17 protein-coding genes are annotated in these 25,928 nt (G+C 64.5%); 15 read left to right on the top strand and 2 right to left on the bottom strand.

Annotated features, from left to right (window positions below; all coding sequences use genetic code 11):
• Nucleotides 1-13: 13 nt before the first annotated feature.
• From VSX60_RS15320 to VSX60_RS15265, 12 genes are all read left to right on the top strand, one after another.
• Entirely contained in the window at nucleotides 14-220 is a 207-nt protein-coding gene (locus VSX60_RS15320) for a hypothetical protein (protein ID WP_327625125.1), read from the top strand.
• A gap of 617 nt (nucleotides 221-837) precedes the next feature.
• The gene (locus VSX60_RS15315) at nucleotides 838-1,509 is read left to right on the top strand and encodes a response regulator transcription factor (protein WP_253963704.1); all 672 of its coding nucleotides are present in this window, start codon (nucleotides 838-840) and stop codon (nucleotides 1,507-1,509) included.
• Nucleotides 1,490-2,875, top strand: coding sequence for an ATP-binding protein (locus VSX60_RS15310; RefSeq protein ID WP_327625124.1), 1,386 nt, complete (start codon nucleotides 1,490-1,492; stop codon nucleotides 2,873-2,875). Before VSX60_RS15315 ends, VSX60_RS15310 begins: the two co-directional genes overlap by 20 nt.
• A 101-nt stretch (nucleotides 2,876-2,976) precedes the next feature.
• Complete coding sequence (locus VSX60_RS15305) at nucleotides 2,977-3,381, top strand: hypothetical protein (RefSeq protein WP_327625123.1); 405 nt, start codon at nucleotides 2,977-2,979, stop codon at nucleotides 3,379-3,381.
• 142 nt (nucleotides 3,382-3,523) lie between these two features.
• Nucleotides 3,524-5,020 (top strand): c-type cytochrome biogenesis protein CcmI, encoded by a 1,497-nt coding sequence (ccmI, locus tag VSX60_RS15300; protein ID WP_327625122.1) that lies wholly within the window; start codon nucleotides 3,524-3,526, stop codon nucleotides 5,018-5,020.
• Nucleotides 5,017-5,514, top strand: coding sequence for a cytochrome c maturation protein CcmE (gene ccmE, locus VSX60_RS15295; protein ID WP_327625121.1), 498 nt, complete (start codon nucleotides 5,017-5,019; stop codon nucleotides 5,512-5,514). Before ccmI ends, ccmE begins: the two co-directional genes overlap by 4 nt.
• Entirely contained in the window at nucleotides 5,511-7,496 is a 1,986-nt protein-coding gene (locus tag VSX60_RS15290; RefSeq protein ID WP_327625120.1) for a heme lyase CcmF/NrfE family subunit, read from the top strand. Before ccmE ends, VSX60_RS15290 begins: the two co-directional genes overlap by 4 nt.
• A 3-nt stretch (nucleotides 7,497-7,499) precedes the next feature.
• Nucleotides 7,500-7,994 (top strand): cytochrome c-type biogenesis protein, encoded by a 495-nt coding sequence (locus tag VSX60_RS15285; RefSeq protein WP_327625119.1) that lies wholly within the window; start codon nucleotides 7,500-7,502, stop codon nucleotides 7,992-7,994.
• 189 nt (nucleotides 7,995-8,183) lie between these two features.
• Nucleotides 8,184-9,704, top strand: coding sequence for a Do family serine endopeptidase (locus tag VSX60_RS15280; protein WP_327625118.1), 1,521 nt, complete (start codon nucleotides 8,184-8,186; stop codon nucleotides 9,702-9,704).
• A 142-nt stretch (nucleotides 9,705-9,846) separates the two neighbouring features.
• Nucleotides 9,847-10,563 (top strand): response regulator transcription factor, encoded by a 717-nt coding sequence (locus VSX60_RS15275; protein WP_327625117.1) that lies wholly within the window; start codon nucleotides 9,847-9,849, stop codon nucleotides 10,561-10,563.
• Between the two features lie 22 nt (nucleotides 10,564-10,585).
• Nucleotides 10,586-11,998: a sensor histidine kinase gene (locus tag VSX60_RS15270; protein WP_327625116.1), complete on the top strand. Its 1,413-nt coding sequence runs from the start codon at nucleotides 10,586-10,588 to the stop codon at nucleotides 11,996-11,998.
• Nucleotides 11,985-14,987: a bifunctional [glutamine synthetase] adenylyltransferase/[glutamine synthetase]-adenylyl-L-tyrosine phosphorylase gene (locus VSX60_RS15265; protein ID WP_327625115.1), complete on the top strand. Its 3,003-nt coding sequence runs from the start codon at nucleotides 11,985-11,987 to the stop codon at nucleotides 14,985-14,987. Before VSX60_RS15270 ends, VSX60_RS15265 begins: the two co-directional genes overlap by 14 nt.
• A gap of 25 nt (nucleotides 14,988-15,012) precedes the next feature.
• Here the strand turns inward: VSX60_RS15265 and VSX60_RS15260 are convergent, their stop codons facing one another.
• Nucleotides 15,013-17,388, bottom strand: a complete 2,376-nt coding sequence (locus VSX60_RS15260) for a PAS domain-containing sensor histidine kinase (protein ID WP_327625114.1) — start codon at nucleotides 17,386-17,388, stop codon at nucleotides 15,013-15,015.
• A gap of 132 nt (nucleotides 17,389-17,520) precedes the next feature.
• Nucleotides 17,521-20,169: an aminopeptidase N gene (gene pepN, locus VSX60_RS15255; protein ID WP_327625113.1), complete on the bottom strand. Its 2,649-nt coding sequence runs from the start codon at nucleotides 20,167-20,169 to the stop codon at nucleotides 17,521-17,523.
• A gap of 228 nt (nucleotides 20,170-20,397) precedes the next feature.
• On the opposite strand from pepN, the gene VSX60_RS15250 reads away from it, so the two are divergent.
• The 3 genes from VSX60_RS15250 (at nucleotide 20,398) to VSX60_RS15240 (ending at nucleotide 25,823) form a co-directional block, all read left to right on the top strand.
• The gene (locus VSX60_RS15250) at nucleotides 20,398-22,698 is read left to right on the top strand and encodes a xanthine dehydrogenase family protein molybdopterin-binding subunit (protein WP_327625112.1); all 2,301 of its coding nucleotides are present in this window, start codon (nucleotides 20,398-20,400) and stop codon (nucleotides 22,696-22,698) included.
• Nucleotides 22,699-22,780: 82 nt separating this feature from the next.
• The gene (locus VSX60_RS15245; RefSeq protein ID WP_327625111.1) at nucleotides 22,781-23,725 is read left to right on the top strand and encodes a DMT family transporter; all 945 of its coding nucleotides are present in this window, start codon (nucleotides 22,781-22,783) and stop codon (nucleotides 23,723-23,725) included.
• Between the two features lie 109 nt (nucleotides 23,726-23,834).
• A complete protein-coding gene (locus VSX60_RS15240; RefSeq protein WP_327625110.1) occupies nucleotides 23,835-25,823 on the top strand; it encodes a PhoX family protein in 1,989 nt (662 codons plus the stop codon).
• Nucleotides 25,824-25,928 lie beyond the last annotated feature (105 nt).

Here is a 25,928-nt window from a genome sequence, read left to right as displayed (position 1 = left end):
AAAGGAACGGAAAATGAACGAGGCAAAGCCGTGGTATCAATCGCGAACCGTATGGGGCGGGCTTGTCGCTTTCGGGGCGGCGATGGCTGGACTGTTCGGCCTGGAAGTCGATTCCGCGACGCACGATATGCTGGCCGTGTCGCTGACCAACGGCGCGGCGGCAGTCGGCGCGGTTGTCGCGATCCTGGGGCGGCTAGCGGCGCAGAAAACCCTCCGCTAGTTGCGGCATGAAAATCAGCGGACGACCCGGCTCGGTCGTCCGCCATTCATTCGTCGTTCAGCGACGATGTACTAGGACGGGAGCAATCGCCGATCCTTCTCGGCGGCGCTGCCATCCTCCAGCCGGACCCGAAATGACAAGATTTCGCACTCTCCTCGCCAGCCTAGTCACGATCCTGATCGTCGGGTCCGCTCCCCTCGCGGCGGCCGCGCCAGCTGCCGCTCAACTCCTGGATAGCCCTTTTTCGGGTCGCGGCATTGGTTCGGGATTCGGTCTGGATGTCTCTCCGGGACCGGGATTGAGGTTAGAGCGGGGCCCACGTCGAAATGGCGAGGGCGCTTTCGAAACCGCCGCCGCAAGCTGCTCGGGAGCCGCAGAGCAAGCGGCCGCCCAGACCGGCGGCCAGGTTCTCTCGGTCTCCAGTCGCGAGCAGGGCGGTGAGACGGTTTGTGTCGTGACCCTTCTCGTGCCAGGCAAGGACGGTGGCCCCAGGCGCAAGACGACGGTGACGATACGGCCCTGATCGCCGTATTGTCAGAGCGGCGAGAGGCGTTGACTTCAGCCGCGGTCGCGGCGATTCGACAGGATAAGACGAGAGCGAGAAGACGAGGCCGGGCATGCGCATCCTAGTGGTCGAGGACGATCAAACCCTCAATCGGCAACTGACCGAGGCGCTGACCGGCGCCGAGTATGTCGTCGACCGCGCCTTCGACGGCGAGGAGGGACACTTTCTCGGCGACACCGAACCCTATGACGCGGTCATTCTCGATGTCGGTCTGCCGGTCATGGACGGCATCAGCGTTCTGGAGCGATGGCGTCGCGACGGCCGGACCATGCCCGTGCTGATCCTGACCGCCCGCGACCGTTGGAGCGACAAGGTCGCCGGCATCGACGCGGGCGCCGACGATTACGTCACGAAACCCTTTCACGTCGAGGAAGTGCTGGCCCGCATGCGCGCGCTGATCCGCCGCGCCGCCGGCCATGCCTCGTCGGAGATCCATTGCGGTCCGGTCCGCCTCGACACGCGGGCGTCGCGTGTGTCGCTCGACGGGACCCCGCTGAAGCTAACCTCGCACGAATATCGGCTACTCGATTATCTGATGCATCATCAGGATCAGATCGTCTCCCGAACGGAGCTCATCGAGCACCTGTATGATCAGGATTTCGATCGCGATTCCAATACGATCGAAGTGTTTGTTGGACGGTTGCGCAAGAAGCTCGGTGTCGATGTGATCGAGACCGTCAGAGGACAAGGCTACAGGATGAGCGATGGCCATTCGGGCCGCTAACTCTCTCACCGTCCGGGTCATCGTTCTATCCAGCGTCTGGGCCCTTTTGGCCCTTGTCGTCGTCGGGGGGCTGATCTCCACGCTCTACGAGCGGACGGCGACGCGCGGCTTCGAGGACCTGCTCGCCGCACAGCTCTACAATCTCGTCAACAGCGTGACGGTCAGCGAGACCGGCTATCTGTCCGGCTCCCCCGATCTCGGCGATCTGCGTTATTCCCAGCCGCTGTCCGGGTGGTATTGGGAGGTCATTCCGGCGAGTGACAACACCAGGGGACGGCTGATCTCCAGTTCCCTCGGAATTCTCGACATCGCGTCCGAACCGACGTCGCAAGTTCCCTTCGATCCCCTTTATCGTCGGAGTTACGACGCGAGCGGCCTTGATGGTGAATTGTTGAAAGTCGTCGAGACGGAAGTCGTGCTCGACGCTCAGAATCACGCGGCGCGGTTTCGTGTGATGGGCAATGCCGGTGTTGTCGCCGCCGACGTCGCCGACTTCAATCGTACGCTCGTCTATTATCTTGGTGCCGTGGGAGTCGGAACGATCCTTGTCAATGTCCTGGCTATCCTGGCGGGACTCAGTCCCCTCGGTGCCGTCCGCCGCTCGCTCACCAATGTGCGCGCTGGAAAGGCGGAACGGCTGGAAGGCCGGTTTCCCGCCGAAATCGAACCGCTGGCCCTTGAGGTGAACGCGCTGATCGACAACAACCGGCGCATCGTCGAGCGGTCGCGAACGCAGGTCGGCAATCTGGCGCATTCGTTGAAGACTCCCATAGCGGTTCTCGTTAACGAGGCCGCCTCGCTGGGGGGACCGCAGGGCGAGTTGATAGCCGATCAGGCGGAGCGCATGCGCCAGCAGGTGCAGCATTATCTCGACCGGGCGCGGGTCGCTGCCCTGACCGACGCGACCGTTTTCCGCGCGCCGGTCGGACCGGCTCTCGAACGGCTGGTGCGGGTGATCGCCAAGCTCAATCCAGCCCTCGACCTCAAATTCGATCCGGCCTCGGCCGAGGGCCTGGTCTTTGCCGGCGAGCGTCAGGATTTCGAGGAGATCATCGGCAATCTGCTCGAGAACGCCGGCAAGTGGGCAGCGGGGCGGATCGTCGTGACCGGCAAGCCCGTTTCCGAGGACCGCTTCGCGACCGTCATCGAAGATGATGGTCCGGGGTTGACCGAGGCGCAGATCATCGAGGCGCAAAAGCGCGGCCGCCGCCTCGACGAAGCAACGCCCGGCAGCGGACTCGGCCTGTCGATCGTTTCCGACATGGTGGCCGAGTATCGCGGGGCACTGGAATTCAGCCGCTCGGATCTCGGCGGCCTGCGGGTGACGATCGTGCTGCCACGCGCTTTGGGCGGCGGTGCGGCTTGACATCATAGACCGAACCGACGAACTGCGGCACGCGGATTGCTCCGGACCCCGCACCCTGTCGTTTCAGTCCCATCGGACTGCCGCACTCGGATGAAATCGTCATGCGCATCGTGTTGAAGCTGCTCTTTCCTCTCCTGATCCTTCCTTTCGCGGGCTGTCTCAGTGCCGGGTTGGGGGGCGCCTCGCTTACTCCGGCCTCAGCCGGCGTCCAGGCGCTCGACGGCGGCTTGGTCGGCCAGAGCGACGCGGCGAAATCCTTTTCCAGTGCGGCTCGCGCCAAGGCGCTGGAGGCTGAATTCCAGGCTTTGCAATACGGTTCGGCGGGGCAGGCGGTGCAGTGGTCCGTCGATGGCTATAGTGGCGAGGTCGTGCCGACACAGCTCTACCGAGTCGGATCGCAGGATTGCCGGGGCTACTCCCACACGTTCACGGGCCAGGCACAGCCGGTCAAAGCCGTCGGGACTGCTTGCAAGAACGACAAGGGTCTCTGGAAGCCGGTCGCCTGATCCACTCGCCCCATTCCTGACGAAGTGAATGGGCAAATCGGCCCAGGTCTGCTAGAGGGCTCGTCGGACGGAATCTGGTTTTGAGACGGCCGGCCATTTGGGGCAATTTGCTTCGATCCCCGGCGTTCGGTGTAAGGGTGTCATGGCGTTCTGGATTATCGCAGCTGGCATGACCATTGCCGCGACTTTGGCGGCACTCTGGCCCTTGTTTCGCGCCTCCCCGGATGAGGCGGCCACGCGTGCCGACCACGACGTCGAAGTTTATGCCGCGCAGCTTCGTGAACTGGACGCCGATGTCGAGCGGGGCTCTATCGCCGCCGGTGAGGCGGAAACCGCCCGGGCCGAGATCGGACGCCGATTGCTGAAGGCGGCTGGCGGCGTGAAGGGCGGTGGCGATGGTGCCGCAGCAGGCTGGGTGCGTCCGGGCGTCGTGGCCGCGATCGGCGTTGTCGTGATCGCTGTACCGCTTGGCTCGGCGGCTCTTTACATGAAATTTGGGGTGCCTGGCCTGCGGGATATGCCGCTCGCCACGCGGCAAGCACCGTTACCGGTGCCCGGCACGGATATCGAGGGCCTCGTCGCCACCGCCGAGGCGCAGCTTCGTTCCAATCCAAACGATGGTCGCGGCTGGGATGTGCTTGCGCCGATCTATCTGCGGTTGGACCGTCCGGATGCCGCCGCCATCGCGTTCCGGAACGCCATTCGTCTGCTCGAGCCGACGGCGTCCCGCCTGAGCGGCCTCGGCGAGGCGTTGACGCGGGCTGCCGACGGCGAGGTGACGGACGATGCGAAGGCGGCATTCGAGCAGGCGCTCACCATCAATGGCGATTATTTGCCGGCGCATTTCTTCCTGGCGCTCGATCTCTCCCAGGAGGGTGATTACGCCAAGGCCGAGGCGGCTTGGGCGAAGCTCATCGACATCAGCCCCAAAGACGCGCCCTGGATGCAGATCGCCGACGCAGCGCTTGCCGACGCGCGCCAAAAGACCGGCACCGATGCGCCGTCAACCGCCGTCGTGAAGAACTCCGATCCGAAAGCGCCGGGGCCGAGCGAAGCCGACATGGTCGCCGCCTCCGAAATGTCGGTCGATGACCGTCAGGCTATGATCAAGGGTATGGTCTCGCAGCTGGCAGCCCGGCTGGAATCAAACCCGGACGATCTCGAAGGATGGAAACGCTTGATCCGGTCCTACACGGTTCTGGGAGACAGCGAGAAAGCGGCTCAGGCTTTGACGACCGCCTCCGATGCCTTCGCGCCCGAATCCGCGGCTGGCAGGGAGATCACCGCGCTTGGCGAGGAATTGGGGCTGACGCCGGCGGAAACGGCGCGATCCGCACCACCTCGGCCGAGCGAGGCGGATGTGGCCGCCGCCTCCGAAATGTCTGCGGACGACCGGCAGGCGATGATCCAGGGAATGGTCTCGCAACTGGCAAGCCGGCTGGAATCCAACCCGCGGGACGTGGAAGGGTGGAAGCGGTTGATTCGCTCCTATAAGGTCTTGGGCGAGACGGACAAGGCGAGCGATGCGCTGCGGACGGCGTTTCAACATTTTGAGGCGGACACTGCCGCGGGCCGGGAAATCGCCGCTCTCGGACAGGAACTCGGCCTGGCGGAAGCGGAGGCGACACAGACCCAATGACACGGAAAGCGAAACGGCTCACTTCCATCGCGGCCATCCTCCTCGTTATCGGCGCGGCGGCCGGCCTCGTCCTGACCGCGCTGTCGGATTCGGTGGCGTTCTTCAATTCACCCACCGACATCGTCGCCAGTGCACCGGCGCCTTCGCAGCGTATCCGGCTGGGTGGCCTCGTCGAAGAGGGGTCGGTCGTGCGCGGCGGTTCGCAGAAAGTGACATTTCGGGTCACCGACACGATCGAGAGCGTGCCGGTGACCTATACCGGGCTTCTGCCAGACCTTTTCCGTGAGGGGCAGGGCGTCGTCACCGAAGGCACGCTCGGACCGGACAACGTCTTCGTTGCGGATACGGTCCTGGCCAAGCACGACGAGAACTACATGCCGAAGGAAGTCGTCGACGACCTGAAGGCGCGTGGCTTGTGGGAAGAGGGCACGGGCGTCGTCAAGTCCGATACGGAGCCGGCACAGACACCGACGGCAACCGGAGCGAGCTCATGATCGTCGAAATCGGCCTCTACGCGCTGATCCTGTCGCTGTCGCTGTCGCTCGTCCAGTCGCTCTTGCCAGTCATCGGCGCGCGGACGGGCGATGCCCGGCTGATGGAGACGGGGACCATCACCGCCACCGGCGGGTTCGTGCTCCTCGCCATATCGTTTTCGGCCCTGACGACCGCCTATGTGACCTCGGACTTCTCGGTCGCCAACGTCTTCGAGAATTCCCATTCGCTGAAGCCGATGCTCTACAAGGTCACCGGCGTGTGGGGCAATCACGAGGGCTCGATGCTGCTCTGGGTGATGATCCTGGCGTTCTTTGGAGCGCTTGTCGCCCTGTTCGGACGGGATCTGCCGGCTACCCTCAAGGCAAACGTCCTCTCCGTGCAGGCGTGGATCACCAGCGCTTTCCTGCTGTTCATCCTGTTTACTTCCAACCCATTCGCTCGCCTCGCGCCGGCTCCGATGGAGGGGCGGGATCTCAACCCGATCCTTCAGGATATCGGCCTCGCGATCCATCCGCCGCTTTTGTATCTCGGTTATGTCGGTTTCTCGATTGCCTTCTCCTTCGCCGTCGCGGCGCTGATCGACGGGCGGATCGATGCGGCCTGGGCGCGCTGGGTGCGGCCGTGGACGCTGGTCGCCTGGATCTTTCTCACCGCCGGCATCGCGATGGGCTCTTACTGGGCCTATTATGAGCTGGGCTGGGGCGGTTGGTGGTTCTGGGACCCGGTCGAGAACGCCTCCTTCATGCCTTGGCTGTCGGGCACGGCGCTGCTGCATTCCGCCGTGGTCATGGAGAAGCGCTCGGCGCTGAAGATCTGGACAATCCTCCTGGCGATCCTGACCTTCTCGCTGTCGTTGCTGGGGACGTTCCTGGTGCGCTCGGGTGTACTGACGTCGGTGCATGCCTTCGCCACGGACCCGGAGCGCGGCATCTTCATCCTGATGATCCTGTGTCTGTTCATCGGCGGCTCGCTGGCGCTGTTCGCGATACGGGCCTCAACACTGGAGTCGGGTGGGTTGTTCGCGCCGATCAGCCGCGAGGGCGCGCTGGTCTTCAACAATTTGTTTCTCACCACAGCGGCGGCGACCGTGCTGATCGGCACGCTCTATCCGCTGGTGCTCGAGGTCATCACCGGCGAGAAAATCTCGGTCGGGGCGCCGTTCTTCGATCTGACCTTCGGGCCGCTGATGGTGCCGCTTTTGTTTGCGCTTCCGTTCGGGCCATTGCTGGCTTGGAAGCGGGGCGATCTCCTCGCCGCCGCGCAGCGGCTTTATTTCGCCATCGGCGCGGTGATGTTCACGGTGATCGTGGTCGTCGCGGTGACCTCCGGCACGAAGATTCTGGCGGCACTCGGTTTCGGCCTCGCGGTCTGGCTGCTGGTCGGCAGCCTGACGGATATCTACGGCCGGGCCAACTTCGCCAAGGTGGGCTGGCGCAAGGGGCTGTCACGCCTGAGGGGCCTGCCGCGCTCGGCCTTCGGCACGGTTCTCGCTCATTTCGGCGTCGGGGTTCTGGTGCTCGGCGTCGTCACCGTGTCGTCGTTCGAGACCGAGGACGTGCTTTCGATGGCTCCGGGCGACAGCGTGGATGTCGGTGGCTACACGCTGCGATACGAGGGTATCGCGCCGCGTCAGGGGCCGAATTTCGAGGAGCAGGTCGGTACGTTTGCGCTGAGCCGCGACGGCCGCGACGCCGGCACGCTGGAAAGCGGCAAGCGCTTCTATCCGGCACGGCAGGCGCCGACGACCGAAGCCGGCATCCGCACCCGCTGGTTCTCTCAGCTCTACATCGCGCTGGGCGATCCGGCCGACGACGGCAGTTCGACCGTCGTGCGCATCTGGTACAAGCCGTTCATCACGCTGATCTGGATCGGCTCGGTCCTGATGGCTCTGGGCGGGGTGATCTCGCTGGCCGATCGGCGGCTGCGGGTCGGCGCACCGGCGCGCAGCCGGAAGCGAACGGCCGTGATGGCGAAGGTCTGAGCCATGATTAGGCGCTTTCGATATCTGCTTTCGGTCTTCGCCTTGCTCGCCATTCTGCTGCCGGGCGGGTTGACGGTCGGGCCCGCCTTCGCCGTCAATCCCGACGAGGTCTTGAGCGATCCGGTGCTCGAAGCCCGGGCGCGGGAACTTTCGGCGGGTTTGCGCTGCCTGGTCTGCCAGAACCAGTCGATCGACGATTCCGACGCCGATCTTGCAAAGGACCTGCGCCTTCTGGTCCGCGAACGCCTTGTCGCCGGTGATACCAACGACGAAGTCCTCGATTATCTGGTGTCGCGTTACGGTGAATTCGTGCTGCTCAAGCCGCGCTTCGACTGGGCGACGCTGGCGCTCTGGGGCGCGCCGATCATCCTGCTGCTCGGCGGCATCGGATTCGCTCTGATGGCCCTGCGTAGCCGCAGACGCGAAAGCGGCACGCCGCCGCGGCTTTCGGCCGAAGAGGAAGCCGCCATTGCCGACGTCGTCAAGGCGCGGCAGTAGGTAAAAAACGACGGAACACGGGCGGCCGCGCTGACCGGCGCTCGTCGTCACGTCGCAACCTTACGAAGATTTCACGCAGTCGAAAAGCTCCTGTAACCTCGGACCCCCTATCTCTGGTCGCATCGATGGCGAGTTTGGCGTGTACGCCGGTTCGCCTGGGATTTGAACGACCTAGCGAAAGGGTTTTCGATGCGGAACGAGACGAAGAGCAAGACCAAGCGTGGCGGTCTGATCGCCGGTGCGCTGGCCGCCGGCGTGGCCGGACTGGCCTTTTCCGGAGGTGTTGTGACCAACACCATGCCGGTTTTCGCCCAGCCGGTTCAGGTCGAGGCGCCAGCAAAGAACTTCGGCTTCGCCGATGTGGTCGAGAAGGTTTCCCCGGCCGTGGTTTCGGTGCGGGTCACGCAGAACATCTCGCCTGCGGTTGCCGACGGTCAGGATATGGCCAGCCCCTTCGACAATCTGCCGGAGGATCACCCGCTTCGCCGCTTCTTCGACATCCCCGGCCAGAACGGCATGCCGGAGGGCATGCGCCCACGCCGCCAGCCGCGCCAGTCGATGGGCCAGGGGTCCGGCTTCTTCATCTCCGATGACGGCTATCTCGTCACCAACAACCATGTTGTCGGCGACGGCAGCAAATACACGATCGTCATGGACAACGGCACCGAATACGACGCCCGGCTGATCGGCACCGACAAGCGCACCGATCTCGCGCTGCTCAAGGTGGACCGGGACGACAAGAAGTTCACCTATGTCGAGTTTGGCGATGACGAGGCGGTTCGCATCGGCGACTGGGTCGTGGCCGTCGGCAATCCGTTCGGCCTCGGCGGCTCGGTTACGGCCGGCATCGTCTCGGCGCGCGGCCGCGACATCGGCGCCGGCCCCTATGACGACTTCCTGCAGATCGACGCGGCGGTAAACCGGGGTAATTCCGGCGGTCCGGCCTTCGGCCTCGACGGCAAGGTCATCGGCGTCAACACGGCGATCTTCTCGCCGTCCGGCGGCAATGTCGGCATCGCCTTCGCGATTCCAGCCTCGGTCGCCAAGGACGTCGTCGCTTCTCTGCGCGACGGCGGCAATGTCGAACGCGGTTGGCTGGGCGTCCAGATCGCCTCGGTGACGGACGATATCGCCGAAGCAGTTGGGCTCGCCGACGAAAAGGGCGCGATCGTTACCTTGCCGGAGACGGAAACGCCGGCGTCGAAGGCCGGGGTCGCGACCGGCGACGTGATCACCGCGGTCGATGGCGAGACGGTGGATGGCCCGCGTGAGCTGGCTCGCAAGATCGGCAACTACAAGCCGGACACCAAGGTCGACATCACCGTCTGGCGTGCCGGCAAGGCGCAGGACATTTCGGTCACGCTCGGTAATCTCGCAAGCCTCGACGAGGCGTCGTCGGCTGAAGAATCCAGCAGTCGCAAGGCTCCGGTCGATCCGTCCTCCTTGTCCGGTTACGGGTTGACGCTGACGCCGTCCGAGGACGGCAAGGGCGTGGTCGTGACCGATGTCGATCCGGACTCATCGGCGGCCGACAAGGGCGTCGAAGCGGGCGATGTCATCATCGCGGTGAACGGCAAGAGCGTTGCGAGCCAGAAGGAGGTGCAGGCCGCGCTTGCGGATGCCTCGAAGAACGGCCGCAAGGCTGCGCTCTTCCAGCTGAAGAACGGCGACCAGAACCGCTTCGTGGCGTTGCCGATCGACAAGGGCTGATCCCTGCTCCGGGTCGGTAACCTTCCCCGGTCGCCGGCCGGTTCCCGATGGGTGGCGAAGGGGCGGGCAGCTCGCAATGAGTTGCCTTTGCACCTTCGCCGCTTTTCTTTTGCGCAAAATGGATCAGATAAGGGAGCCGATCATGTCCTCTTCCACGGCCCTTGGAACATCGACCGAATCCATGCGCATCCTGATCATCGAAGACGACCGCGAGGCGGCGGCGTATCTGGTCAAGGCGCTGCGCGAGGCCGGTCATGTGGCCGACCATGCCGGCGATGGCGAGACCGGCTTCCATATGGCCGACACCCGCACCTACGACGTGTTGATCGTCGATCGCATGTTGCCGGAGCGTGATGGCCTCTCGGTGATATCCGGGCTGCGCGAAAAGGGCGACGGGACGCCGGCGCTGATCCTCTCGGCGCTGGGCCAAGTCGACGACCGGGTTACCGGGCTGAGGGCCGGGGGCGACGATTATCTGGCCAAGCCCTTCGCCTTTTCCGAACTGCTGGCCCGGGTCGAGGTGCTCGGCCGGCGCCGCGGCGGTAAGGACGTCGAGACCAGCTACCGCGTCGGCGATCTCGAACTCGACCGCCTTTCCCACGAAGTCCGGCGCGCCGGCAAGGTGGTGGTGCTCCAGCCGCGCGAGTTTCGTCTGCTCGAATATCTGATGAAACACGCCAACCAGGTCGTTACCCGCACCATGCTTCTGGAAAACGTCTGGGACTATCATTTCGACCCGCAGACCAACGTCATCGACGTCCATATCTCGCGGCTGCGCTCGAAGATCGAGCGGGACTTCGATTCCCCGCTGCTGCATACCGTTCGTGGTTCCGGCTACATCATGCGGACCGGCGAATAGAATAGGTAAGAGGTTTCGGGGCATGGAGCGACTGAAGGCGCTGATGCGCATGACGGCCGTTCGCATGTCGGCTGTCTACCTGCTGCTTTTCGCCGTCTTCGCTGTCGTTCTCGTCTTCTATGTCACAGCCACGGCGTCAGGAATTCTGGAGAGCCAGAGCCGCGTGGCGATTTCCGAGGAACTCAGCGACCTTGCGCAGGTCTACCGTACCACCGGTATCATCGGCCTCGTGCGGACCGTTGACCGGCGGGCCCGCCAACCGGGGGCTTCGCTCTATCTGGTCACCGACGCGACCGGCCGGATCATCGCCGGCAATGTCGAGAACCTTCAGGCCGGCGTCCTCGACGAAGCAGGCTTCACCGAAAAGGTCTTCGCGTATGAGCGTTTCGCCGAGAATGCCGACGATCGCTATCATCTCGCTCTCGCCGAGGTCGTCAGCCTGCCGAACGGCATGCGCGTGCTTGTCGGACGCGACCAGACCGAACAGGAACGCTTTCGCCAGATCGTCCGCAGCGCGTTGATCCTGGCGCTGGCGCTGATGGGTGCCGGCGCGCTGTTCGCCTGGCTCCTGGTCGGTCGCCGCGCCTTGCAGCGGCTGGACCGCATGTCGGCGTCGAGCGCCCGCATCCTGGCCGGCGATCTGACCGAGCGGCTGCCGGTGACCGGCGCGGGCGACGAGTTCGATCGATTATCGGAAAACCTCAATACGCTGCTGGCGCGGGTTGCCCTGTTGCAGGAAGGGCTCCGGCAGGTCTCCGACAATATCGCGCATGATCTCAAGACGCCGCTGACGCGGTTGCGCAACCGCGCCGAGGCGGCATTGACGACGGCGTCCGGTGAGGGCGATCCGCGCGAGGCGCTGGAAGGCACGATCGCCGAGGCGGACCAGATGATCCGCACTTTCGACGCGCTCTTGATGATCTCGCGGGTCGAGGCCGGCTCGCATCCGGTTCTCAAGGATCGGGTCGATATCGCCACGATCGTCGCCGATGTCGGTGAACTCTACGAGCCACTGGCCGAAGAGGCCGGCGCCCGCCTCGTCATTGACGCGGCCGCACCAGTGATCGCCTCGGTCAGCAGGGAGCTGATCGCCCAGGCGCTGTCCAATCTTCTCGACAACGCACTGAAATACGCAACCGGCGACGGCGGCACGGTGATCGCGATCCGGCTCGCGGAGAACGGGGGGCTGTGCCGGTTGGTGGTTTCGGACAATGGTCCCGGCATCCCCGCCGAGCAGCGCCAACGGGTGCTGGAGCGCTTCTATCGTCTCGACCAGAGCCGCTCGCTGCCGGGCTCCGGGCTCGGTCTGTCGCTGGTTCAGGCCATCGCCCGTGTGCATGGCGGAACGTTGACGCTTGAGGATGCCGCTCCGGGCCTTACAGTGATCCTGGAGTTCCCTCTCGACGGAAAGACGCTTCTGGATGGCGAAGGATGAGGCAAGAGGTCTCGGGATCGGCGGCGGCCACCGATTGGCGCCGCTAGACCCGGACAAGGCGGCGGCGTGGCTCGCCGATCTGAAAGCGGCGGCCGCGGCGGGGGAGTGCCCAAGGCTCGTGGCGTTCCTGACAGAAGGTGGCCCGGAGGCCGAACGTCTTGGGGCCGTGCTCGACCTCTCATCCTATCTGAACACCCAGATGCAGCAGCATCCCGAGTGGCTGGAGGCGTTGTTCGACCAGGACGCGAAGCAGCGCATCGCCGAGCGGATCGCCCCGTTGCGAAAACTGCCCGCGACGGATCAGGGCGAAAGCGCGCTAATGAGGGAGCTTCGGCTGATCAAGCGCGAGGTCTCGCTGCTGATCGCCTTGCAGGATCTGTTCGGTGCCGCGACGCCCGCCGAGACCACCGCCGATTTGTCCGATCTCGCCGAGGCCGCGATCGGCGCGGCCTTGCGTTTCTGTCTTGCCGACGCGCACCGCGCCGGCAAGCTCGTGCTGCCGCATCCGGAGGACCCGGAGACGGGGTGCGGGTTGTTCGTGCTCGGCATGGGCAAACTCGGCGGGGGCGAGCTCAATTATTCGAGCGACGTGGACCTCATCGTCTTCTTCGAGGAATCGGCCGGCATCTGCGCCGACCCCACGGAAGCGGTCGACACGCTGTCCAAATTGGTGCGTCGGTTGGTGCGGATCGTCGGCGAGAGCACGGCCGACGGCTATGTGTTTCGCACCGACCTGCGGCTGCGGCCCGATCCGGGGGCGATGCCGCTGGCGATCTCGGTCGACACGGCGCTCACCTATTACGAGGGCAGCGGGCGCAATTGGGAGCGCGCCGCGATGGTCAAGGCGCGGCCGGTGGCGGGCGACCGCGCGGCGGGAGAGGCGTTCCTTCAGGAACTGACGCCCTTCGTCTGGCGGAAATATCTCGACTTCGCGGCGATCGCCGACATCCAGGCGATGAAGACGCGCATCGATCGACATCGCGGCTTCGACGACATCGGCGTTGCTGGGCACAATGTGAAGCTTGGGCGCGGTGGCATCCGGGAGGTCGAGTTCTTCGTTCAGGCCCAGCAACTGATCGCCGGTGGCCGCGCACCCAGGCTGCGCCAGCGCCGCACCGACAAGGCGCTCGCCGAGCTCGCCGCCGGGAGCTGGATCGTGGAGGAGACGGAGGCCGAACTGGTCTCGGACTACTGGTTTCTTCGCCGCATCGAGCACTGCATCCAGATGGTGGCCGACGAGCAGAGCCATACCTTGCCGGAGGATGAGGAGGGGGTCGAACGCATCGCCCGTCTCGCCGGATTTGAGGATCGCGCGGCGTTCTCGAAGGCGCTGCTGGAACGGCTCAGCCGAGTCGACCGGCGCTACACGCGGCTGTTCAGCGACGGACGCGACCGCGAAACCAGTGCGCTCGAGGAAGCGGGATTCAAGGCACTGCTGGCCAGCGAGGACGATCCAGAAGCATTCGCCCGATTGCGAGAACTCGGTTTTTCCCGTCCCGAGGACGTCGCGAGAATTGTACGTTCCTGGGGCTACGGACGCTATCGCGCAACCCGTTCGGAGACCGCGCGGGAACGCCTGACCAAGGTTCTGCCGATGCTGTTGAAGGCGTTTTCGGGTGCGAAAGACCCCGATGGCGCCATCGCCGCCTTCGACACGTTCCTGGCCGGATTGCCGTCGGGGATTCAGTTCTTTTCGCTGATCGCCTCCAATCCGCGCGTCCTCGACCTTCTCGCCCTCATCATCACGTCGGCGCCGGCGCTGCGCGACACGATCGCCGCGCGTCCGCACGTCTTCGATGCGCTGCTCGATCCGGCCTTTTTCGACGAGGTACCGGACCGCGACCTGATGTCCGAACGTCTGGCGATGTTCCTGACCGAGGCCAACGGCTACGAGGACGTGCTTGCCCGACTGCGGATTTTCGCGTCGGAACAGCGGTTCCTGGTCGGGGCGCGGTTGCTCAGCGGCGTGGTCGATGTCGGTGGGGCAGGACTAGCCTTCTCGAACATCGCCGACGTGGTGCTGGAGGCGACGTTGGACGCGGTCACGGAAGCCTTTGCCGTGCGTCATGGTCATGTCGCTGGTGCGAAAATCGCCCTGCTCGGTATGGGCCGGCTCGGCAGTCGCGAGTTGACGGCGGGCTCGGATGTCGACCTGATCCTGCTTTATGACCACGATGAAGAGGCCGAAGAATCCGACGGCGAAAAGCCTTTAACGTCAGGTCTTTATTTTGCCCGTCTCACGCAACGCTTGATTGCGGCGCTGACGATCCCGATGCGTGAGGGTGTGCTTTACGAGGTCGATTTCCGGCTGCGCCCTTCAGGCAATATGGGGCCGCTGGCAACCCGCATCGACTCGTTTCGCCGCTACCAGCTGGACGAGGCATGGACCTGGGAACGGATGGCGCTGACGCGCTCCCGGCCGATCGCCGGTGACCCGGAGCTTTGCGCGGAGGTGACCCGGACCGTTCGCGATATCCTTTGCCAACCCCGTGACGAGGCGACGACGACCCGTGACGTCGGCGACATGCGCCGGCGCATCGAACGCGACAAGCCGGCGAAGGGGGCGCTCGACCTCAAGCTGCGACCGGGCGGCCTCATCGATCTGGAATTTCTGGCGCAGTGGGCATTGCTGAGCGGTCGCGCCGATCTCGACCTTGTCGGTGCGCCGACGGCGGACGTCCTCGATGCGGCCGATCTGGCCGCCGGTGTCGAGGCAAGGTGCGATCTGGCGGCCGCCATGCGCCGCTACACCTGCGTCATCCAGATACTGCGGCTCGGGCCAGGCGGCGTTCAGGGTGTGGAAGATCTGCCGCCGGGGCTTGCCGACCGCCTGGTTCGGGCGCTCGAGGCCGAGGGAACGGATGGGCTGGAGCCGCTTCTGGCGGAGACGGCGGCCGCCGTCCGGGCGGTTTTCCATGCGCTGTTGCCCGTTGCGGATTCGCAAGAGCCGCAGGTAGAGGCTGCCGGCCCGGGGCTTCGCCGGGCCTGAGCGTGGAAGCGGGGCGACTTGGCGGTCAGCTTGGCGATCTGGCGGCCGTCACCTGCTCCATCTGGACTTTCCCTGCCGCGGCGCCTGGCGCCTGGATCGGGGCGATCGGAAGGCGGATCGCCACGACAGTTCCCACGTCGACGCATGAACTGATCCGCATACGGCCACCTTGAAGCTCGACCAGAGACCGGGCGATGGCGAGGCCGAGCCCGGTCCCCTTGTTGCTACGGGTCAATTCGTTCTCGATCTGCTCGAACGGTCGACAGAGGCTGGCCAGCGCGGCTTGGGGAATGCCCATGCCGGTGTCGGAGATGGTGATCAGCGCAGCGTCGTTCACGGCCCGCACTCTCAGCCGGACCGTACCGCCCGGGTCGGTGAATTTGACCGCGTTGGACAAGAGATTGAGAAGGATCTGCTTGGTTGCCCGGCGGTCGGACTGGAACGACAACTGGTCCGGGGCGCTCCCCTCGAAGCGGATCGTCTTCTGTTCGGCCTGGACCTCGATGATCTTGGTGGCCTCCGCGACGATTTCCGCGATGTCGATTTCCTCGGGAGAGAGGACGAGGCGCCCTGCCTCGATCTTGGCCATGTCGAGGATGTCGTCGATGAGCCGCAACAAATAGTGGCCGCTCTGATGGATGTCTTCGGTGTATTCGCCGTATTTTTCGCAGCCGATCGGGCCGAAGGTCCCCTGGCGCATGATCTCGGAGAATCCGAGAATGGCGTTGAGCGGCGTTCGCAGCTCATGCGACATATTGGCGAGGAAGGTCGTCTTGGCGCGCGAGGCGCCCTCCGCGCGCTCTTTCTCGACGGCGTAATTTTGGTTCAGCTGGGTCAGCTGGACGGCCTTCTTCTCCGCGTCCCGCCGCGCAATCGACAAATCGTCGATGACCGCCATCAGGCGCCGCTCGGAGTCCGACAGGCGCGCCTGGTGCAGTTTGAGCTGCGTTACGTCGGTGCCGATCGAGACGAATCCGCCATCGGCGGTGCGTCGCTCCGATAGCAGCAGCCAGCGGCCGTCGGCAAGCAGCGCCTCCGAGGCTCGCTCGCCCTCGGCGAATGCCGGGCTGGTGACCGTGTGGCTATTGATCGGCTTGCGGGCCTTGGCAATGACCGCGTCGAGCGGGGTCCCGCGCGCGACGTCCGCCTCGGTAAGTCCGAAGGTCTGGCGGTATTTGGAATTGCAGAGGACAAGACGGTTGCGGTTGTCGCAGAGGACAAAGGTTTCCGAGATGTTCTCGATCGCGCTGTTGAGCTGCTTGTTGGCTTCGTCGGTGAGGCGGGCGAGTTCCTGTTGCTCGCTGACGTCGAGCGCGATGCCGATCAGATGGACCTCGTTCTCGCCGGTGCGCGTCACCTGGGCCCGCGCACGGAGCCAGACATAAGCGCCATCGCTGCGGCGCATGCGGAAGTTGTGATCGAGGCTGGTGATCTTTCCGGCGGCGACGCACCGGGCGACATCGAGCAGGTTGCCGTCGTCGGGATGGAGCAGTGGCGCGACATCACCGAAGGCAAGGACACTGTCCGTCGGTTGCAGGCCGAGCATTTCGTACATCGAGCGTGACCAGTACATTCGCCCGCGGGCGATGTCCCAGTCCCAAAGGCCGCACTGGCCGCGCGACAAGGCGGTGTCGACCTTCTTATGGGTCTCCAGATACAGAGCGTCGGCGTCCTGGGCGCGCGTCGCCTGGCGGAAATAAGCGTAGAGAATGACCAGCATGATGATGCTGGTGAAGGCGAACAGCGTGACGTTCAACGAGACCGCGCTGCGCCAATCGGCAAGCAGGTCGACGTCGGGCTGGATGAAGGTGACGGTGCCATGACCGCCGGCCAGGGTCGCGCTGGCGACAAAGGCGGCCTCGCCCTGGAACCGCGTATGCTGCACGCCCGCGCGCTGCCCGAACATCAGTAGCGCCTGCGACTCGTCCAGCAAGAGCATCAGATCATCGCCGAGGAGGTGTTCGTAGCCCGGCATGACCGCGGTGATCAGCCCACTGGCATTACTGACGACGGCAAAGCGTCCCTGCTGGATCAGTGCGGCCGGAACCGCACTGGTCAACAGCGCGTCCGCGTCCGCCATCTTCGGATCCGACGCATAGGCGACCAGGCTTTCCGCCCGCATCAGCGTCGTGGCGATCTGGAGATCGCGCAGTGCGGCTTCCTCCAATGCGAAACGCTCTTCGACGAGCGACGCAAAGCGCGCGATCGCGGCGATCGCCAGAAACAGAATGATCAGGATGGGAATGGCCCGGCGGAGCGCCTTTTCGGAGCGCAGGAGTTTCTCGTAGGTCGGACCCGCCAGCATCTTGGCGTGCCCGGCGATCTCCGTCTTGGCGGTCAGCAAAGCCTCGAATCGGGACAATAGTCCCCCGGCCGGCGCGTTTGACGCGTCCGCTCTCATGCTTAACCCCTCGTAACCGCATTTCAACGATTCAGTATGCCGCACATCCGAATCACCGCCAATTGATCAGAGGCGAATCACCTTGTCCAGAGCTGAATTGCGACAAGATTATGGAGTCAATGAACAGATCGCCTATCGCAAAGATCGTCCCAAGATATCTCGCAGGTCGGTCGAGATGTCTTTAAGTTCAAGCAGTTGCCGCAATGTCGCACTCGCCTTGTCGCGGCGAGCGGGCTCCAGGCTTCGCCATGAGCGGAAAGTGGTCGCGATCCGGGCCGCGACCTGCGGGTTCAGGCGGTCGATCTCCACCAGTTGCCCGGCAACCCAGCGGTATCCGGCGCCATCGGGACGGTGGAACGCCAGCTGGTTCGCTGCCGCGAACGTACCGACAAGCGCCCGGACGCGGTTCGGGTTTTTCAGGGAAAACACTGGATGCGAGGCGAGGTCGGCGACAATCTCGACCGCCCTCGGGCTCGGGATCGTCGCCTGGATCGCAAACCATTTGTCGATGACGAGACCATCCTGCTCGAAGCGGGCGTAGAAATCGCTCAGCGCAGACGTGGAGGCCGGCGTGTCGGGAAAGCGATGTACCAGGACTGTCAGGGCGGCGAGGCGGTCGGTCATGTTTCCGGCCGCCGCATACTGGTCTTCCGCCGGGCCGCAATCCCCGGTCGCGGTGGCGAGATAGCCGAGCGCGGCATTGGCGAGAGCCCGCCTTCCCACGCTCACGGCATCAGGGGAGAAAGCCGTGCCGGTTTGCCGGTCGCCATGGAGACGGGCGAACAGCGAAGCGCCGCGCTTGCCCACGTCGCGCCGGGCCACCTCGACGACGGCGTGAACGGCGTCGGGATCGACATTCTCCGCAAGCATGCGGGCGATTTCGGCCTCGCCGGGCAGGGCAAGCGCCTGGGCGCGGAATGCCGCTTCCAGGCTTTCGTCACCGGCCGAGCCGAGGATGGCATCGATGATCTCGGGTGCCAGCGGGGCCTGGGCCGCCTGGGATGGACCCCGGCTCGCCTTGGTCAGCGCCGCGCCGACGAGATCGTTGAGGATGCGCCAGCGGTTGAACAGGTTCGGGTCGAGACGGGCGAGGGCAAGGCGGTCGGCCTCGCTCTGGGCGTGATCGAGCGTCACCGGTGCCGAAAAGTCCCGGAGCACGGACAGATACGGGCGCTCGCTCAGATCTTCGAAGACGACGCTGTCTTCAGCCTCGGTCAGATGAATGACATCGCCTCGCAAAGCCGCGCCGGACACCGGTGCGGCATCCTTGTCCTGTCCGTTGGAGCCGACGAGGCCGAAGCGAATCGGAATATGCACCGGCGCGGTTCCGGTGGCTGCGGTGCCTTGCTGGAGCGTCTGCTTGAAACCGACCGTCAGACGCTCGGTCGCCGCGTCGTAATCCTCCGTGACGGTGAGGGTGGGCGTTCCCGCCTGGCCATACCATCGCGCAAGGTGGGACAGGTCCTCGCCGGTCGCGGCCTCGAAACAGGCGATGAAGTCCTCGATCGTCGCGGCGTCGCCGTCGTGGCGGTCGAAGTAAAGGTCCATGCCCGTTCGAAAACCGTCGCGGCCAAGGATCGTCGCGATCATCCGGACCAGTTCGGCGCCCTTGTCGTAGACCGTCGCCGTGTAGAAGTTGTTGATCTCGCGATATTCCGTCGGCCGGACGGGATGTTGCAGCGGTCCCTGGTCCTCGGGAAACTGATGCGCCTTCAGCCGCCGCACGGAGCTGATGCGCTGAACCGTGGCCGATCGTTCGTCGGCACTGAATTCCTGGTCCCGATAGACTGTCAGCCCTTCCTTCAGGCAGAGCTGGAACCAGTCGCGGCAGGTGATCCGATTGCCGGTCCAGTTGTGGAAATATTCGTGCGCTATGACCGTTTCCACGCCGGCATAATCGGTGTCCGTCGCCGTCTCGGGGTCGAGCAGGACATATTTGTGATTGAAGACGTTGAGACCCTTGTTCTCCATCGCGCCCATGTTGAAATCGGCGATCGCCACGATGTTGAAGACGTCCAAATCGTATTCGCGGCCGAAGCGCCGTTCGTCCCAGATCATGGACCGCCGTAGCGCATCCATGGCGTAGCCAGCCTGCGCGGCGCGGCCCTTTTCCGTGTAGATGCCGAGGCTGACGGGTTTGCCGCTCGCGGTGGTAAATCGCTCGTGGATCGAGTCGAGATCGCCGGCGACTATGGCGAAAAGATAGGACGGCTTGTTGAAAGGATCGTCCCAGACGGCGAAATGCCGATTGTCGGGAAGGGTGCCCGTCTCCGCCGGGTTGCCGTTCGACAGCAAAATGGGAGCGACCACCCGGTCCGCCTCGATTCTGACCGTGTAAGGCGCCAGCACGTCCGGGCGATCGAGGAAGTAGGTGATGCGGCGGAAGCCCTCGGCCTCGCATTGGGTGCACCAGATGCCGTTGGACCGGTAAAGCCCCATCAGTTTCGTATTGTTTTCCGGCACAAGCGACGTCGCGACGTCGAGCGTAAAGCGTCCGCCAGACGGCAGACCGGTGATTTCCAGCCGCCCGGGAGACGCCTCGTACCGGTCGCCATCCAGCGGCGTGCCATCCAGTGCCAGTCCCGTCAGCGTCAATTCGTCGCCGTCGAGGACCAGCGGGGCGGCGGCGTCGGCTCCCTCGCGCCGTTCAAGCTCGAGCGTCGTGTCGATATCGGCGCGACGCTCGAACAGCCGTATCGTCATCGCCACCGAATGCAGGACGAAGTCCGTTGCACGGTAGTCTTCGAGCTTGATGGTCTGACCGTCGTCGGTGCGAAGCATAGGGCGGTTCCTTTCGTATTGCAGCGGGAGGTAACCCCAAGCGGACGAATTGCCAACCGACCGATGGCGTCGTCGGTCGGCCGAGCGCCGGCATTCGGGATGGTGTCGACCCTCGACGGAAGTGGTTCGACGCAATAAGTGAGGCGTTCGAAACGCCGGTTGTGGCCTCGTCCCTACTCGCGCGCCGAACCGCAACGGCAGCGCATCCCCGTCCAGGAGCTTGTTCCCATGAACGTGATGACCCCGAAATTCGGCCTTGGCGCTTCGGCCCTGCGGAAGGAGGACGACGCCTTCATCCGGGGGAGGGGATGTTACACGGACGACGAAACCCGGCCCGGCATCCTGCATGCCGTGGTGGTGCGCTCGCCACATGCTCACGCGAATTTCACGATCACGGATGTCGAAGCCGTCCGTTCCGCGCCGGGCGTGCATCTGGTGCTGACCCATGCGGACGTCGCTGAACTCGGCGATGTGCCCTGTCAGGCATTGCTGGAACAGCCGGACGGCAGCAAGGTCTCGGCCCGCGACATTCCGGTGCTCTGCCGCGATGTCGTTCGGCATGTCGGCGATGCGGTGGCCTTCGTAGTCGCCGAATCGGCGACCCAGGCGGCGGACGCCGTCGAGCTCCTCGTCGTCGACTATGAGCCCCTGCCGGTCGTTGCCGATATCGAAACGGCGACGGCGAACGGCGCGGCGCCGGTATGGCCGGACAGTGACGGGAACATCGGCGGCCATCTCAACATGGGGGACAAGCAGCGGACCGAGGAGGCGTTCGCGAACGCGCCCCGGGTGACTGAGATCACGCTCCGTCAAAACCGTCTCGTCTGCAATTATATGGAACTTCGCTCCGCCCTTGGAGAGTGGTCGCAGGACGAGGACCGCTGGATTTTGACGACCGGCAGCCAGGGCGTTCACGGTATTCAGTCGGTGCTGGCCAAGAAAGTGCTCAAGGTCGACCCGTCGAAGGTGCGGGTCGTGACCAAGGACGTCGGCGGCGGTTTCGGGACCAAGGCGTTTCTGTACCGCGAACACGTTCTGGTGCTGGTGGCGGCCAAGCGCCTCGGCCGCCCGGTCAAATGGACCGGTGACCGCGGCGAGCATTTCGTCTCCGACGCGCATGGCCGCGACAATGTCGTTACGGCACGCATGGCGATGGACGAGGACGGGCGCTTTCTCGCTCTCGACATCGACCTCTACGCCAATATGGGGGCGTATCTGTCGCAGAACGGGCCGTTCATTCCCTATCTCGGCATGTCGATGGCGCCAGGCCTCTATGATATCGAGGCGGTCAATGTCGATTGCCACCTAGTCTACACCAACACCGTTCCCATCGATGCCTATCGCGGCGCCGGGCGTCCGGAGGCGTCCTATCTGATCGAACGGTTGGTCGATCGATGCGCGCGCGACATGGGGCTGGCCCGTGAGGAAATCCGGCGGAAGAACTTCATCCGCCCCGACCAGCTTCCTTATACGACGGCGGTCGGCCGCATGTACGACACCGGCGACTTCCAGGGCCATCTCGCCGAGGCGATGCGGCAGTCGGGCTGGCAGGAGTTCGAAGCGCGCCGGGAGAGCGCCAAGGAACAAGGCAAGCTTCGCGGCATCGGAATGGCCACCTATGTCGAAGCCTGCGCCTTCGCCGGCTCCGAGCCGGCCTATGCCGAATTGACCCCGGCGGGGCGCATCGAACTGAAGATCGGCACGCAGTCCAACGGGCAGGGCCATGCCACGGCCTACGCCCAGTTCGTCGCCGAGGCGCTGAATCTCGACTACGATCTGATCGACGTGAAACAGGGCGATACCGACGACACGCCGACCGGCGGCGGAACCGGCGGCTCGCGGTCGATCCCGCTCGGCGCGGTGTCGGTGCGGCGGGCGAGCCAGACCCTGGCGGACAAGATCAAGAAGCTGGCGGCGAACGAATTGGAGGCATCGATCGGCGATATCGAGCTCGACGGCGGAACCGCCCGGATCGTCGGCACCGACCGTTCGATTGATTTCGCCGCCATCGCGGCGGCTGCCCCGTCGGCCGAGGACCGCAAGGCCGTCGGGGAGTTCAAGCAGGACGAGGCGACCTATCCGAACGGCACCCATATCTGCGAGGTCGAAATCGATCCGGAGACCGGGACGATCGAAATCCTCGCCTACACGATCGTCGACGATTTCGGGGTGACGGTGAATCCGATGCTGCTCGCCGGCCAGATCCACGGCGGTGTCGCGCAAGGCATCGGCCAGGCCCTGCTCGAAAACGCGGTCTATGACGAGGACGGTCAGCTCGTCACCGCAAGTTTCATGGACTATGCCATGCCGCGTGCCTGGGACCTGCCGTTCTTTGCCTTCAAGACCCGGAACGTCCCGTCGACGACCAACGCGCTCGGCATCAAGGGCGCCGGCGAGGCCGGTACTATCGGCGCCGCCCCCGCGGTGATGAACGCGGTCGCCGATGCGTTGCGGCCCGCCGGCGTCGACCATATCGACATGCCGGCAACGCCGTTGCGGGTTTGGGAGGCGTTGCAGGCGGCTCGCTAAGGACTCCGCAGAGGGAAGCGACACAACGACCGGCCGGGTGCGTCCGCGCCGACAGCGAAATTGAGGCAGGAGAGGGGAGAGGATGGACAGTCGGCCGGCATCCGCCGAGTCGCCGATGCGCGGCATTCTTCTGAAATGCCTGTCGGTCGTGGTGTTCGTCGCCATGCAGACTTTGATCAAGGCGGGCGGCGATGGCATCCCGGCCGGCGAGATCGTATTCTTCCGCTCGTTCTTCGCCTTGGTTCCGGTGGTGCTCTATCTCGCCTGGCTCGGCGATCTGAAGACGGCGCTCAAGACCGACAATCTGCCCGCCCATATCGGCCGGGGGCTGATCGGCGTCACCTCGATGGGGCTCGGTTTTTACGCGCTGACCCGACTGCCCTATCCCGAGTGGATCACCATCACCTATGGCGCGCCGCTGCTCACGGTCGTCTTCGCCGCCGTCTTCCTCAAGGAGGTCGTGCGCCTCTATCGCTGGACCGCGGCACTGATCGGTCTGGTCGGCATCGTGGTGGTGACGTTGCCGAAGCTGACCCTTGGCGGCGACGCCGTCGACGGTGCGGAGGCGATCGGCATTATCGCGGCCGTGATTTCGGCTGCGGTGGCGGCCGTCGCGATGATCCAGATCCGCCGACTCGTCCGCACGGAGAAGACCGCGACGATCGTGGTCTATTTCTCGCTGACGTCGTCCGGCATCGCGCTTTTCTCGATCTTCTTCGGGTGGGTGCTGCCGACATGGGAACAGGCGGTGCTGTTGGTCCTGGCGGGGCTGTGCGGCGGCGTGGGGCAGTTGCTGCTGACCTCGGCCTACCGCTTCGCCGATACCTCGACCATCGCGCCGTTCGAATACACTTCGATGCTGCTAGCCATCGCTATCGGCTATTTCGCCTTCGATGAGGCCGCGAGTTCGACGACGCTCGCCGGCGCTGCCATCGTCATTTCCGCCGGCATCTTCATCATCTGGCGGGAGCATCAACTGGGTATCGAGCGCTCGAAGGCCCGGCGGGTGACGCCGCCCAGCGGTTGAGAGAGCGCCGACAGCGCACCGTCATCGCATCGTGACATTGGCCCTTTAGGTGAGAGCAGAACCATTGCAAGATGGATTGTTCTTAACCTTTCAATAAAGGGGTCATTCGATGAACGAACATGTTGGAAACGGCACGGTCTTCCGGACCACGCAGCTTGAGGACGCGGCGGGCGAGGGTCATAATCCGACCGACAATCGCACGATGGGCGAGATCATTGCCGCGCGCTTCTCACGTCGTGACTTTCTGCGCGGCTCGTTGGCCGCGACGGCTATCGCCGCGACGGTGAGCCCCCTAGCGCTTGTCGCCGCCGACGAAGCGAAGGCGCAGAGCGCATCGGGATCGCGCTTCGACTTCACCGAAGTCGAAGCTGGCGTCGACGAAACCCACCATGTCGCCGAGGGCTACGATGCCGACGTGCTGCTGCGCTGGGGCGACGGGATCTTTCCTGACTCGCCCGAGTTCGATCCGACGGCCCAGACGCCGGACGCCCAGAATCGGCAATTTGGCTACAACAACGATTATGTCGGCTACGTCCCGATCGACGGCTCGTCCGAGCACGGCCTGTTGGTCGTCAATCACGAATACACCAACGATCATCTCATGTTCCCGGGGATCGTTACGGTGGACGGCGACAAGCTCGTCGTAGCCGAAGCCGACGAAAACCAGGTCAATGTCGAAATGGCCGCGCATGGCGGCTCGGTCGTCGAAATCCGCAAGGAGGGCGGCAAGTGGCAGGTGGTGAAGGACGGCGCGAACAACCGCCGGGTCACCGCCGAAACCGAGATGGAACTCACCGGCCCCGCGGCCGGCGATCCGCGCATGCAGACCAACGCCGACCCGACTGGCCGCAAGGTTTTCGGCACGTTCAACAACTGCGCCGGCGGTGTCACTCCCTGGGGCACCTACGTGATGGCCGAGGAAAACTTTCACGGTTATTTCATGGGCGAATTGGCCGCGGATCACCGCGAGGCCAGGAACTACGAGCGCTACGGCGTGCCGGACGCGACCTATGCGTGGGGCAAGTTCCACGACCGCTTCGACGTTTCCAAGGAGCCGAACGAGCCGAACCGCTTCGGCTGGATCGTCGAGGTCGACGTGGAGGATCCGAACTCGGTGCCGAAGAAGCGGACCGCGATGGGGCGGTTCAAGCATGAGGGCGCGGAGTCGATCGTCAACGGGGACGGCCGCGTCGTCTTCTATCTCGGCGACGACGAGCGCTTCGACTATGTCTACAAATTCGTCACCGTGGGCACCTACAACGCCGACGATCGCGCTGCCAACATGGATCTGCTGGCGGAGGGCACGCTCTATGTCGCAAAGTTCGCCGAGGACGGAACGGTGGCCTGGCTGCCGCTGACCTTTGGCGAGGGACCGCTCACGGCCGAGAACGGCTTCGAAAGCCAGGCGGACGTGCTCGTCGAAACCCGCTTGGCCGCCGATCTGCTCGAGGCGACCAAGATGGATCGCCCGGAGGACATCCAGCCCAATGGCTCCAATGGCCGCGTCTACGTCATGTTGACCAACAACACCAAGCGCGAGGAGCCGAATCCGGCCAATCCGCGGGTCGACAATGCCTTCGGCCACATCATCGAGATCGCCGAGGACGGGGGAGATTTCGCCGCGACGACGGGCAAATGGGAAATCCTTCTCAAATGCGGCGATCCGTCCGTCGCCGAGGTTGGCGCGACGTTCTCCACCGAGACGACCAAGAACGGCTGGTTCGGCATGCCGGACAATTGCGCGATCGACAGCGAGGGCCGGTTGTGGGTCGCGACCGACGGCATGTCGCCGAAGAAAACCGGGCGCACCGACGGCTTGTTCGCCGTCGATACCGAGGGCGAGGCGCGCGGTACGTCGAAGCTGTTCTTCCGGGTGCCGATCGGCGCGGAAATGTGCGGGCCGCTGCTGTTGCCCGACATGCAGACCGCCTTCGTCGCGGTCCAGCATCCGGCGGATGGCGGCGAGGACTGGGAGGGCTTTGGCCGTCCGTCCTACTATGAGGATCCCTCGACCCGCTGGCCCGACTTCAAGGACGACATGCCGGTGCGCCCGTCGCTGATCGCTATCACCAAGCAGGGCGGCGGCAAGATCGCCTAGAGCGTCATGCGATTAATCTGCAACATAGCCAGTGGCCTTGAGGTAGTTCCAACATTCTTTGGGCTCGAACAGGTCGCAGATGTTGCCGACTGCACGCCAGAGATC

It is taken from the genome of Aurantimonas sp. A3-2-R12 (assembly GCF_036016755.1).
Taxonomy (GTDB): Bacteria; Pseudomonadota; Alphaproteobacteria; order Rhizobiales; family Rhizobiaceae; genus Aurantimonas; species Aurantimonas coralicida_A.
The sequence above is the reverse complement of the archived record's forward strand: the minus strand, read 5'-3'. Positions and strand labels throughout refer to the sequence as shown.